Origin of the sequence: Allosalinactinospora lopnorensis, assembly GCF_000981225.1 — a bacterium.
GTDB classification, from domain to species: Bacteria; Actinomycetota; Actinomycetes; order Streptosporangiales; family Streptosporangiaceae; genus Allosalinactinospora; species Allosalinactinospora lopnorensis.
Genome location: NZ_LAJC01000104.1, coordinates 1 through 11,874 on the forward strand (window position 1 = coordinate 1; position 11,874 = coordinate 11,874).

Annotated in this window: 11 protein-coding genes; 7 read left to right on the forward strand and 4 right to left on the reverse strand. The window is 72.9% G+C overall.

Going from position 1 to position 11,874, the window contains the following annotated elements; translation table 11 throughout:
• The 3 genes from VS93_RS24365 to VS93_RS24375 form a co-directional block, all read left to right on the forward strand.
• The coding region (locus VS93_RS24365; RefSeq protein ID WP_046472204.1) for an ATP-dependent helicase at positions 1 to 1,800 on the forward strand (1,800 nt) is incomplete at its 5' end.
• Between the two features lie 196 nt (positions 1,801 to 1,996).
• Positions 1,997 to 2,248, forward strand: coding sequence for a GlsB/YeaQ/YmgE family stress response membrane protein (locus VS93_RS24370; protein WP_046472205.1), 252 nt, complete (start codon positions 1,997 to 1,999; stop codon positions 2,246 to 2,248).
• 251 nt (positions 2,249 to 2,499) lie between these two features.
• Positions 2,500 to 3,408 (forward strand): DUF72 domain-containing protein, encoded by a 909-nt coding sequence (locus VS93_RS24375; RefSeq protein ID WP_046472206.1) that lies wholly within the window; start codon positions 2,500 to 2,502, stop codon positions 3,406 to 3,408.
• A 245-nt stretch (positions 3,409 to 3,653) separates the two neighbouring features.
• On the opposite strand, the gene VS93_RS32680 is transcribed toward VS93_RS24375, so the two are convergent.
• The 4 genes from VS93_RS32680 to VS93_RS24390 form a co-directional block, all read right to left on the reverse strand.
• A complete protein-coding gene (locus VS93_RS32680) occupies positions 3,654 to 3,923 on the reverse strand; it encodes a DUF899 family protein (RefSeq protein ID WP_201776742.1) in 270 nt (89 codons plus the stop codon).
• On the reverse strand, positions 3,920 to 4,429 hold the full coding sequence (locus VS93_RS24380) for a DUF899 family protein (protein WP_201776743.1): 510 nt from the start codon (positions 4,427 to 4,429) through the stop codon (positions 3,920 to 3,922). The genes VS93_RS32680 and VS93_RS24380 overlap by 4 nt, the downstream gene beginning before the upstream one ends.
• A 98-nt stretch (positions 4,430 to 4,527) precedes the next feature.
• Positions 4,528 to 4,740: a hypothetical protein gene (locus tag VS93_RS24385; protein ID WP_046472207.1), complete on the reverse strand. Its 213-nt coding sequence runs from the start codon at positions 4,738 to 4,740 to the stop codon at positions 4,528 to 4,530.
• Positions 4,741 to 4,804: 64 nt separating this feature from the next.
• On the reverse strand, positions 4,805 to 8,179 hold the full coding sequence (locus VS93_RS24390; RefSeq protein ID WP_162231713.1) for an ATP-binding protein: 3,375 nt from the start codon (positions 8,177 to 8,179) through the stop codon (positions 4,805 to 4,807).
• Between the two features lie 228 nt (positions 8,180 to 8,407).
• Between VS93_RS24390 and VS93_RS24395 the strand changes: the two genes are divergently transcribed.
• From VS93_RS24395 to VS93_RS24410, 4 genes are all read left to right on the forward strand, one after another.
• Entirely contained in the window at positions 8,408 to 9,037 is a 630-nt protein-coding gene (locus VS93_RS24395) for a dihydrofolate reductase family protein (protein ID WP_046472209.1), read from the forward strand.
• 56 nt (positions 9,038 to 9,093) lie between these two features.
• Positions 9,094 to 9,822: an alpha/beta fold hydrolase gene (locus VS93_RS24400; protein ID WP_046472210.1), complete on the forward strand. Its 729-nt coding sequence runs from the start codon at positions 9,094 to 9,096 to the stop codon at positions 9,820 to 9,822.
• Positions 9,823 to 9,942: 120 nt separating this feature from the next.
• Positions 9,943 to 11,331 carry an FAD-binding oxidoreductase gene (locus VS93_RS24405; protein ID WP_046472211.1) on the forward strand — a complete coding sequence of 463 codons (1,389 nt, stop codon included), beginning with the start codon at positions 9,943 to 9,945 and terminating at the stop codon, positions 11,329 to 11,331.
• Between the two features lie 82 nt (positions 11,332 to 11,413).
• Complete coding sequence (locus VS93_RS24410; protein WP_046472212.1) at positions 11,414 to 11,866, forward strand: hypothetical protein; 453 nt, start codon at positions 11,414 to 11,416, stop codon at positions 11,864 to 11,866.
• The last annotated feature ends 8 nt before the right edge of the window (positions 11,867 to 11,874 follow it).

Sequence of the window (11,874 nt, forward strand, 5' to 3'; positions counted from 1 at the left end):
CACGACGCCGGGGAGGACGGCGTGCTCGCCGGCCTGGACCCCGACCAGCGCGCGGCGGCCGAGGTGCCCGGCGGCCCGCTGCTCATCGTCGCCGGGCCCGGAACCGGCAAGACGCGGACCGTGACGCACCGCATCGCGCACCTGGTGCTGGAGCGGGACGTCCCCGCCCGGCAGTGCCTCGCGATCACCTTCACCCGGCGCGCGGCCGAGGAGATGACCGAACGCCTGCACGCCCTGGTGGGCGCGAAGGCGCGCGACATCACCGTGGCCACGTTCCACTCGCTCGGGCTCGCGGTGCTGCGCGAGCGGCACGCGCGGCTGGAACTCCCCGCCGACTTCGGGGTCGCCGACGCGGCGGAGCAGCACCGTGTGCTCACCGAGGTCGCCGGGGACGAGCGCGCGGCACGCCGGCTGCGGTCGGCGATCTCCCGCGCCCGCCGCGGCGGCGCCCAGGACGGATCCGGCGAAACCGACACGCCGGACGCGGACGTCGCCGATACCGTGCCCCGTTACCTGGCGGCGCTGCGGGAGCGCGGCCTCGTCGACTACGACGACCTGCTCGCCCTGCCGGTGGAGCTGCTGGAGTCCGACGCGGACGCCCGCGAGGAGTACCGGCGGCGCTTCCAGTGGATCACCGTGGACGAGTACCAGGACGTCGACGACCTGCAGTACCGCCTGCTCCGGCTGCTGGCCCCCGGGGAGGCCAACCTGACCGCGATCGGCGACCCGGACCAGGCGATCTACGCCTTCCGCGGCGCCGATGTGCGGTTCTTTCTGCGCTTCCAGCAGGACTACCCGCAGGCGCCCGTCGTCCAGCTCACCCGCAACTACCGCAGCGGGCGGCACATCCTCGCCGGCGCCCTGAAGGCGATCCGGCCCGGCACGCTCGTCGCCGACCGGCAGCTGCACCCCACCCGGGACGACAGCGCGCAGCGCATCACCCTGCACCGGGCCGCTGACGAGCGCGCCGAGGCGGCTTTCGTGGCCCGCACCATCGACCGGCTGCTGGGCGGCACCTCACTGCACTCGCTGGACAGCGGCCGGGTGCAGGGCGACGGCGACGGCCGGATCGGGTTCAGCGACATCGCCGTGCTGTACCGCACCGACGCGCAGTCCCGGGCACTGCTGGAGGAGCTGGGCCGCTGCGGGTTCCCCGCGCAGAAACGCTCGCACGACCCGCTGACCGCGCGCAGCGGTGTCGAGCACATCCTGCGGGAGCTGACCCACACCTCCGCCGCCTCCGCGCCCGGCGAAACCCCGGTGGTCGAGCGGGTGCGCGCCGCGGCCGGGGCGATCCTGGCCTCGCTGCCCGACGGTCGGCGCGAAGAGCGCGCCGCCGAACTGCGCACCGCGGTAGAACTGCTGACACCGCTCGCCCACCGGTGCGGGACGGACCTGGCGCGGTTCTGCCAGGAGGTGCTGCTGGGCGCCGAGGTCGACGCGCTCGATCCCCGCGCCGACGCGGTTTCGCTGCTCACCCTGCACGCCGCCAAGGGCCTGGAGTTCCCGGTCGTGTTCGTCACCGGGTGCGAGGACACCCTGCTGCCCCTGCGCTGGCCGGGCACCGAGCCGGACGAGGCCGCGCTCGCCGAGGAGCGCCGCCTCTGCTTCGTCGGGATGACCCGGGCGCAGGACCACCTGTACCTCACGCACGCCGCCAAGCGCACCCGCCGCGGGGAGGCGCGGGAGACGCGCCCCTCCCCCTTCCTCACCGAGGTGCGGGAGCTGAGCGAGGCCGTCACCACCGAGAGCGCCCCGCCCCGGCCCCGCCGGCGGGCACAGCAGCTCAGCCTGCTCTGACCGGGCTTCCCGCGCCGCGGCGGGGGAGCCGGGTGTGGTGTCCCGCGCCGGGTCCTTCGGCCGCGAACCGCCGCCGAGAGCGCGAATCCGGATCGCGCTCCGGGGTGTTCGGCGCCGCGTTACGGGTTAGAGGCGTTATACCTCGCCGCGGTGCGGGGAAGGCAACAAGGAGAACGATCCTTAAGGAGGGGATCTCATGGAGATCACCGGCATCATAAGCGCCATCGTTGTGGGGCTGATCATCGGTGCGCTGGGGCGCCTCGTCGTGCCCGGCAAGCAGCACCTGCCGATCTGGTTGACCCTGGTGCTGGGGATCGTCGCGGCGTTCATCGGTGGCGCGATCGCGACCATCTTCACCACGTTCTGGCTGTTCGTCCTGATCGTCCAGGTGCTGGTCGCCGCAGCGGGGGTCATGCTCGCTGACGGGTTCTACGCCCGCCGCCGCTGATCCGGCGGACGCCTCATTCCGCCGTCCACACCCGCGGGGTTCCCGTAGCGCGGAACCGGCGCGGTCGGGTGGACTGGAATTAGGGGGTCTCCTGTACTAGCCACCCCGGCCACGTCGCGGGTCGGGGCCGCTAGTGTGGCCTTCTTCACCGATTCGCGGTGTTGGTGCGGAAACCGGCACTTCGAACAAGGCCCGGTCCGGTACGGGTCAGCGGAGGGCGTCACGGGGCCGCGGAGGTCGGCGGAGACATCATGACGGGGACGGGGCGGATCCGGGTCGGGACCGCCGGGTGGACCGACCGCGCGCTCGCGGCGGCCGGCTGGTACCCGCCGGACGTGCGCACACCGGAGCAGCGGTTGCGCTACTACGCCTCCCGGTTCCCGTTGGTGGAGGTGGACTCCACCTACTACAGTCCGCCCGCCGAGCGCACCGTGCGGCTGTGGGCGGAGCGCACCCCCGGCGATTTCACCTTCAACATCAAGGCGTTCTCGCTTTTCACCCAGCACCCGACGAGGCCGGACGCATTTCCGCGCGACCTTCGGCCGGCCGCGCGGGAAGCGGCCCGGGGGCGCCGCCACCTGTACCTGCGCGACGCCGCACCGGCGCTGGTCGAGTCGATGTGGGACCGTTTCCTCTCCGCGCTCACCCCTCTCGCGGATTCCGGCAAGCTCGGCGCCATCCTGCTGCAGTTCCCCCAGTGGGTCCCCCGCAGCAGCGACGGCAGGCGCTACATCCTGGAGTGCCGGCGCCGGTGCGCACCGCTTCGAGTGTGCGTGGAGTTCCGCAACGCGACCTGGATGAGCGACGGCGCCCGGGACGAGACGCTCGCGTTCCTTTCCGAGCACGACCTCCCTTATGTGTGCGTGGACATGCCGCAGGGGTATCCCAGTTCGGTTCCGCCGGTGGCCGAGGCCACCTCGGACCTCGCCGTGGTGCGCTTCCACGGGCGCTCCGAACAGTGGGACAGCCGCGAGAAGGAGCGGCGCTTCCGCTACCGCTACAGCACCGAGGAGCTACGCGAATGGGTGCCGAAGCTGCGCCGCCTGGCCGAGCGGGCCGAGACCACCCACGTGCTGATGAACAACTGCTGGCGCGACGACGCCCAGGTCAACGCCCAGCAGTTGACCGACCTCCTCGGCGTCGGACACGGGTGCGGCTGAGCGCGGGCCCTCGGCGTGCCCGCCCGCTCCGAGACGAGCCTTCGCCCGGGGCTCCGCGCCCGCACCAGGTTGACCGGCCCTGCCCGCGGGCAGGATCCGGCGTTCGCGGTCGAGCAGGTCGGTTCGAAGAGCGATCCGGCCGGACGCGTCTCCCGCGGCGGCGACGGGCGAGCGCAGCGACGAGTAGCGGCATCCGGCGGTGGCCCTTGGGCCCGGCGTTGAGGAGCACTCCTCTCCACTGACGATCAGGGCCCAACGGCGAGGTCGTCAGAGCGTCCAGCTTCGAGTCGCGACCACTGGGCGATGGGGCGTCCGTTTGTCCGCCAGTTGGATCCGTCGGCTTGCCACTGTTGTGGCCAGCCGAGGGGCGAGTCCTCCCACGGCTCCTGGCGTCCGTACACGGTGAGGTCCATGAGCGCGTCGCTGTAGTCCATCACCTCTACGCCGCGGCGGGTCGTCCAGTAGGTTTCGAAGACGCGGTCGCCGTCCCGTAGATAGCACACGAGGTGCATCATGCCGATTTCGCGCCCGACGAGGAGCGCGTCGAGGGAGTCCCGTGCTGAGTACCACGCATGTCCCAGCCCATGAATTCGCGGTAACGACTGCTTTCGTCGTAGGGCCCCTGGCAGAAGACCGCGTAGGTGATGTCGCGGGAATGAAGGTAGGACAGCTCTGCGACCTGGGTGGTGCACCACGTGCAGCCTTCGCACTGCTCGGGCGCGGGCCGGCCGGGGCGCCACATGAAGTAGCAGGCGATGAGCTGTCGGCGCCCTTCGAACGCTTCGTGCAGGGTGAACGGCCCCTGGGGCCCGACCAGCGCGAGCTCGGCGTCCACCTCGACCATGGGTAGGCGCCGTCGGGCCGCGGCGATCGCGTCGCCTTCCCGGGTGTGCGCCTTCTCCCGAAGCCGCAGCCTGTCCAGTTCGGCCTGGAAGGCAGCCCGGTCGACGGCCGCGGGCAGACTCGGTGCGTTGGTGGCGCTAGCCGCCGGCCCGCCGGGGTTCGTTGATTCATCCTTCATGACTGTCTCCGTAAGTTGTTAGGCGGCGATGCTCGTCGGGCAGCCGCGAGCAGCTCGGCGGCCGGCTCCTTCTCCGCTGTCTCGCCCGTCATGGCTCCTTACTCCGCGGTGGGTTGTGGCTGCTCGCCTGCGGAGGGGCGCTCCGGCGAGCCGAGGAGTGCCGCGACCACCCGGAGCAGCTCCATCCAGCCCTCGAATCCGAGTTCGGTGCCGTCCTCGGCCGCGGCGGTTCCGGCCAGCGGCTCGGTCCGCTCGACCCGCAGGCGGATCACCATGGGGAGCGGCCTCTCCGAGGCGTTCGTGGCGCCCATAGCCCCTGCTTCCGTGTCGGCGGTCCGGTTCGGACGGGGGCGTTCAAAGCGAACGAACCGGTGTTCAGCCGCGGTCCCGTCCGGGTCGGGTCTCCCAGGTGGTCCCGGCCCGCGGGTCGGGGGTGTAGCAGCAGTACCGGCCGGTGCGGACCGTCGTCGCCAGGTGCCGTCCGAGTGAGGGGTCGGATCGGGCGATGTTGGCCATCGCGGCCCGGATGGCCCGGGTCACGTTGAGCCTGGCCCGCTCGGCGTGGGAGGCGGCCCTGCGGTCCCGGCCGCCGAGCCCGACCGCGCCGGCCAGCTCGTGCGCGATAGCGTCGATCTCCTCCCTGTTCCGCGCCGCCCGGGCCGGGTCGTTGAAGCTCTCCGCCTCGTCGAGGTCCGCGCGCAGTTCCTCGATACGCGCCCTGTACTCGGCCTTGGCTCTGGCGTCGAGCAGCTCCCCCGCGTCGCCGAGACCCGGGCGGGAGCGCAGCCCGTCGTCTCGCGCCCGCGCCCCGGAGCCGCGCGGCGGCGCCTCCCCGGCCGGCCCCTCCGCGGCTTCGAGGTCGACCACGTGGAACTCCCGACCGGGCTCGGCGAGCAGCCTGGCCAGGTAGTGCAGGCCCTTGGTGTCCCGCAGCCGGAACAGGGAGCCCTCGTAGGCGAGCGTCCAGTAGTCCCCCTCGCGGCGGAACACGCTCGCCGCACCGGCCCCGGTGGGCTCCGCGGCCGCGACCGTTTCGGCCGCGGGTTCCTCCCGCAGGCTCGCGCACTCCCGGCCGAGCGCGGCCATACCGAGGGCGAGTGCGGCATCCTGCGCCTGTTCCAGGAGTTCCGCCGCGTTTCGCCGGTCGGCGGCCCGGCCGCGCCGGATGAGCATCCGCGCGTACTCGTAGCGCGTGCGGGCCAGGAAGACCGCGGCCCCCATGCGGCTGTTCTCGCTGATCGCCGACTCGAAGTGGCCGGCTGCCTCCTCCCACCGGGACGAGGTGGCCGCCAGCAGGGCAAGGTACGACGATGCCGGTCCGAAGCACACCACCGGGTGCGGCATCGGGGCGACGATGGTGCGGTCCGCGTAGGGACGCAGCAGCGGGTAGACGGCTCCCGCGGCATCGGCGTCGCCGAGGCGCGCGGCGGCCAGGGAGGCGGTGGCGAGCGCGGGCAGCCAGAGGCCGCCGCGGGAAAGCCCGGGCAGCTCCTCGACCAGGGAGAGGAGGCTCCTTCCCGCCTCGTCTGCCCGGCCTCGTTCCGCCTCGGCCAGGGACAGCCACCCCTTGGCGTACGCGGCCTGCGGGAACTGTTCGGCGAGCTGCTGCCAGGCCGCCCGCAGTTCCGACAGCCGGCCCTGCTCCCACCGGATCGGGGTGAGCTGGTTGAGGTGGGCCATCCGGGCGTTCGGCCGCGTGGGGAGCAGGGACGGGGCCCTGTCGGCCAGCTCCTCGGCCGCCTCGAACGAACCGTCCAGCAGTGCCCGCCCGGCGCGTATGGTCGCCGCGGTCCATGCGTGGTAGGGCATGCGGAGGTCGCCCGCGAGCCGGGCGTGCGCGACGATATCGGTGTCCACCGCCCGGATGTTCCCCGCCTCCATGGAGCAGGTGATCCGCCGGGCCCGGCCGACCAGCTCCAGTTCCCGGTCACCGGTCTCCCGGCCCAGACGCAGGATCTCCTCCGACAGTGCCGTGCGCTCCTTGAGCCCGTCCGGCCCCCACGCGGCCATCCACCGTGCGCGGCACGCGATCGCCCGCGCGGGCGCATCGCCCAGCCGCCGGGCCATCTCCACGGCCTCCCGGCTGAGGGCGTCCCGGTGCGACTCCCGCAGCACCGCCTCGTCCGCGAACGTCAGTTCCAGCGACATCCGCGCCAGCGCCCGCGCCCGCAGCGGGTTGTCGGCGGGGCCCAGCCCGGCGAGCGCCTCGCGCAGCAGAGCGAGAAGCTGCTGGTCGACCGTTCCACCTTCCACCTGCGGCTCCCCGAACCCCAGCTCGGCACGGGCCGACCGCTCGGGGGTCCCCAGCCGCCGGGCGATCTCGGCGGCCTGCTGGAAGCTTCCCCTGGCCTGCTGGTAGTCGCCCGCCCGCGCCTGGGCGCCGCCCAGGCGCAGCAGCAGCTCGCAGCGTTCCGCTTCGCCGAGTCCGGCGAAGTGCCCCGCCTCCAGGGCGCGCTGGTAGTGAACGGCGGCTTCCTCGTAGGCGTAGCTGAGCATCGCCCGGTCGCCGGCCTGTCGGGCGTACTCCTCGGCCTTGGCTCCCTTTCCGGCGGCCGCCGCCTGGGCGAAGTGGTAGGCGAGCTCACCGAGGTAGGGGGCCGGGTCCAGCCCGTGCAGGCGCTCGATCGCCGTGCCGACCCGCTGGTGCATCTGCAGCCGGGCCGGCAGGGGAAGCCCTTCGTAGATCGCCTCGCGCATCAGCGGGTGCGAGAAGCGGTAGAGGCCGGCGGCCTCCGCCGCCTCCGCCACGGCCCCCATCTCCACCGCTTCGGACACCGATCCCAGCACGCGTTCGGCGGGAAGGTCGGAGGCCGCGCTGACCAGGGCGACGTCGAAGTCCCGGCCGACCACGGCGGCCGCTGAGAGCACCTGGACGGCGTCCGCGGACAGGGGGGCGAGCCGGCGGCTGATCACCCCCCGCAGGCTGTCGGGCACGGTGATGCTCAACCGGCCGGGGCGGTCCAGGGCTTCCCCGGCGGCGACCAGGCGGGTGACCTCCCGGACGAACAGCGGGTTGCCCCCGGTCGCCTCGTGGATGGCGCTCACCTTGCCCTCCCAGGGCGCGGTTCCCGACACCTCCGCGATGAGGCGGGCCACCTCGGTCCGGTCCAGGCCCCGCAGGCGTAGTAGCCGGCCCTCGCGGACCAGGTCCGCCAGCATGTCGGCGGCCTCGCCGGAACGCGCCGCCATGTCGCGGTAGGTGACCACCGCCAGCAGGCGCGAGGGCCGGATGTCCCGGGCCAGGAACCGCAGCAGCAGACGCGAGGGGTGGTCGCCGGTGAAGGCGTCGTCCAGGACGAGTACCAGCGGTTGGGCCGACGACACGGCCTTCAGGAATCCGGTGGTCGCCTCGAACAGGTAGAAGCGCGCCGCGTCGGAGCCGGGGGTGTGCACGGAGGGGGCGGGCCGGCCGAACCGGCCGGCGAGTTCCGGCACCAGTAACGCGATGTGCGCCGCCGCCTCGGGGGTGAGGAGGGAGTCGAGCTCGTCGTCGAAGGAGTCCGCCAGCGCCCGGATGATCTGCGTCCACATCCAGTACGGCGCCGCACCGCCGCTCTCCCAGGAGCGTCCCCACAGCACCCGGGCGCCCTGCCCGACCGCGTGCTCGGCGAGGCGGTCGGCCAGAGCGGTCTTTCCGATGCCCGGCTGGCCCGCGACGAGGAACAGCCCGCCGCGGCCGTCGATCGCGTCCTGGAGCCCGGCCGCCAGTTCGGCCTGCTCCCGGTCCCGACCGATGAAAGGCTCGCGCAACGGGCACCCCTCCCCGCCTTCGCCCACCGCTTTCCAACGAGCATAGTCCGTGGCCGGATCGCGGATCGCGGACGACCATAGCGGTGAGCTGCGACAGAAACGAGGAGCAGGCAGACCATCGGGCGGTTCCGGAGGAGCGAACAGCCGTTCATCCGCGTTGAACGCCCCCGGCGGCAGAAGGACAGGCGCGGACGCCGCACCTGGTCGACCGATGCCCGGGGGGATGCTATGGCGAAGCTGGTGGTAGGCACGTTTCTGACGCTGGACGGGGTGATGCAGGCTCCCGGAGGCCCGGACGAGGACCGCGACGGGGGGTTCGAGCACGGCGGATGGCTGGTGCCCTACTTCGACGACCAACTGGGGCAGACCATGGTCGACTGGACCGACCGGGCCGCGAGCGTGCTTCTTGGCCGGAGGACCTACCAGATCTTCGCCGCGCACTGGCCGCACGTCAGCGGCGACGACCCGATCGCGGCGAAGCTGAACAGCGTCCCCAAGTACGTCGCCTCGCGGACGCTCGGCAGCGTGGACTGGTACAACTCCACCCTCCTCAAGGGCGATGCGGCCGAAGAGGTCGCCGCGCTCAAACAGCGGACCGACGGCGAGATCCAGGTTCCCGGGAGCTGCGGGCTCATCCAGACCCTGATCCGGCACGACCTCGTCGACGAGTACCGGCTGTGCGTGTTCCCGGTGCTGCTCGGCGCGGGCAAACGCCTCTTCGGGGAGGGGACCCTTCCCGCCGGCCTGAGACTCATCGGTACCAGGACGTCCGGCACCGGGGTCGCGATCCACGTCTACGAACGCGCCGGCGGGCTCGACTACGGCTCCTTCGCCCTTGAGGAGGAGCGCACGCGCTGACGTGCGCCCGACAGGTTCCGCGCGCGGCGCCGACCGCACCGAGAGGAGTGCCGACCATGGCCACATACGTACTGATTCACGGTGCCGGGTCCGACTCGTGGTACTGGCACCGGGTGGTGCCGGAACTGCGCGCGCGGGGCCACGATGTGGTGGCCCCCGACCTGCCCGGCGACGACGACTCCGCCGGGCTGGCCGAGTACGCCGACGTGGTGGTGGACGCCATCGGCGACCGCACCGACCTGGTCCTCGTGGCCCAGTCGATGGGAGGGTTCACCGCGCCGCTGGTGTGCCGGCGGGTCCGGGTGGACCTACTGGTGCTGCTGGCGGCGATGGTCCCCTCCCCCGGGGAGTCACCCGGCGAGTGGTGGACCAACACCGGCCACGAACAGGCGAAGCGCGCACACGACGAGCGCGAGGGCCGCCCCGTCGACGGGGAGTTCGACCCGGTGGCCACCTTCCTCCACGACCTTCCGCCGGACGTGCTGGCCGAGGCGATGACCAAGGGGCGGGACCAGTCCGGCACCCCGTTCGAGAAGCCGTGGCCCCTGCAGGCGTGGCCCGATGTGCCGACCGTGTTCCTGCTGTGCCGCGACGACCGCTTCTTCCCCGCCGACTTCCTGCGCCGCGTCGTGCGGGAGCGGCTGGGCATCACCCCCGACGAGATGGACGGGGGACACTTGCCCGCTCTCAGCCGCCCCAAGGAGCTGGTCGAACGGCTGGAGGCCTATCGTGCCGGGCTGGTGCGCACCGGCTCCGGGGCCACCGGGCGGACGGCGGCCGACTGAACATCCGTACGCCCGTTGTGAACGCCGCGCGGGGCGGGAGGCGGAACCGGGCGCCCCCGCTCCGCACCACGCAGACCCCGCCGGGCCCCAGCGCCCGGCCCCACGACCGTAAGGCTTCTCATGACGTCTGCACGCTCCAACACACCGCCGATCGCACGGCTGCGCACGGATCTCGACGGCCGGGTGACCACGCCGGGCGACGGCGGCTACGACGAAGCCCGCGCCGTTTTCTACGGCGACATCGACCGCCGTCCCGCCGCCATCGTCCGAGCCTCGGAGGCCGCCGAGGTCGCGCGCGTCGTCGCGCTCGCCCGCGAGACCGGCCTGGAACTGGCCATCCGCAGCGGCGGCCACAGCGCGGCCGGGCACGGTGTCTGCGACGGCGGAATCGTGCTCGATCTGGCCGACACGCGCCCGCCGGACATCGACGCCGAGCGGCGCATCGCGTGGACCCGGCCGGGGCTGACCGCGGGCGCCTACACCGCTGCCGTGGGCGCGCACGGCTTCGCGACCGGGTTCGGCGACACAGGCTCGGTCGGGATCGGCGGGCTCACCCTGGGCGGCGGGCTCGGGTTCCTCTCACGCAAGTACGGGCTCACGATCGACAACCTGCTGGCCGCGGAGATCATCACCGCGGACGGCCGGCTCCTGCGGATCGACGCGCACAGCCATCCGGACCTGTTCTGGGCGATCCGCGGCGGCGGCGGGAACTTCGGGATCGCCACACGGTTGAAGTTCCGGCTGCACGAGGTGGGGACGGTCGTGGGCGGCATGCTGATGCTCCCGGCGACGTCCGAGGTCATCCACGCGTTCGTCTCCGAGGCGGAGGCGGCGCCGGACGAGCTGTCGACGATCGCCAACATCATGCCGGCGCCGCCGATGCCGTTCATTCCCGCCGAACTCCACGGCCGGCTGGTCGTCATGGCCCTCATGTGCCACGCCGGCCCGGTCGACACCGGTGAGCGGGTGCTCGCGCCGTTCCGCCGACTCGCAACGCCGCTCGTGGACGCGCTTCGCCCGATGCCGTACCCGGAGCTCTTCCCGCCGGAGGAGGCCGGCTACCGCCCCACCGCGATAGGGCGCACGATGTTCGTCGACACGATCGACCGCGACGCGGCCGACACGATCATGGACCACCTCCAGGCCTCCGACGCGGCGATGCGCGCCGTCCAGATCCGGGTGCTCGGCGGGGCGGTGGCCCGCGTGCCCGCCCAGGCCAGCGCGTTCGCCCACCGCGGCTCCCGGATCATGGTGAACGTCGCCGCGTTCTACGACGGCCCCGAAGACCGGGCCGGGCGCGAGTCCTGGGTCACCGGTCTCATCGCGGCCCTGCGCCGGCAGGACACCGGAGCCTATGTCAACTTCCTCGGCGACGAGGGCCCGGAGCGGGTCCGCGACGCCTACCCCGGCCCCACGTGGGAGCGGCTCACCGCGATCAAGCACCGCTACGACCCGGACAACCTGTTCCGGACCAACCACAACATCCCGCCGGTGGCCGCCAAGGCCTGACCGGACCGGCGAGGCGGTCAGGGACGGGCAGCGGGCCGCGTGCTTCGCGCACCCGCCCCGCACGAGAGAAGAGAGCAGCACCATGAGCAACGAATCGCGGGTGGTCGCCGGAATACTGCTGCTCGTGATGCCTACCGTCGTCTTCGGCGGGGCGAGCATCCTCCCGCTGCTCGTCGGGGACCCGGAGTACGCGCAGAACCAGCTCCGCCAGGACCTCTGGCGCGCCGGCCACGCCCATGCCGGCGTGCTGCTGGTGCTCTCCCTGGTCGCGCTGCGCTACGTCGACGAAACCGGGCTCTCCGAACGCACGAGGTGGTTCGTGCGCCTGACGATCCCCGCGGCGGCGATCCTGCTCCCCGCCGCGTTCTTCCTGTCGGTCCTCTCCCCGGACGCGACCGAACCCAACGCCATGATCCTCCTGGCCTACCTCGGCGCCGTATCACTGACGGCGGGGCTCCTGACGCTGGGAGCCGGGCTGCTCCTCCGGGGCGCCCGCGTCCCGCGGGGCGCGGGCGAACGCGGCCCGGCGCCCTGAGCTCCGCG

Coding starts and splice junctions, on each gene's coding strand:
- VS93_RS24375 (WP_046472206.1), top strand. CDS start 2,500: ATGACGGGGACGGGGCGGATCCGGGTCGGGACCGCCGGGTGGACCGAC.
- VS93_RS24380 (WP_201776743.1), bottom strand. CDS start 4,429: ATGAAGGATGAATCAACGAACCCCGGCGGGCCGGCGGCTAGCGCCACC.
- VS93_RS24385 (WP_046472207.1), bottom strand. CDS start 4,740: ATGGGCGCCACGAACGCCTCGGAGAGGCCGCTCCCCATGGTGATCCGC.
- VS93_RS24395 (WP_046472209.1), top strand. CDS start 8,408: ATGGCGAAGCTGGTGGTAGGCACGTTTCTGACGCTGGACGGGGTGATG.
- VS93_RS24400 (WP_046472210.1), top strand. CDS start 9,094: ATGGCCACATACGTACTGATTCACGGTGCCGGGTCCGACTCGTGGTAC.
- VS93_RS24410 (WP_046472212.1), top strand. CDS start 11,414: ATGAGCAACGAATCGCGGGTGGTCGCCGGAATACTGCTGCTCGTGATG.
- VS93_RS24370 (WP_046472205.1), top strand. CDS start 1,997: ATGGAGATCACCGGCATCATAAGCGCCATCGTTGTGGGGCTGATCATC.
- VS93_RS24405 (WP_046472211.1), top strand. CDS start 9,943: ATGACGTCTGCACGCTCCAACACACCGCCGATCGCACGGCTGCGCACG.
- VS93_RS32680 (WP_201776742.1), bottom strand. CDS start 3,923: ATGATGCACCTCGTGTGCTATCTACGGGACGGCGACCGCGTCTTCGAA.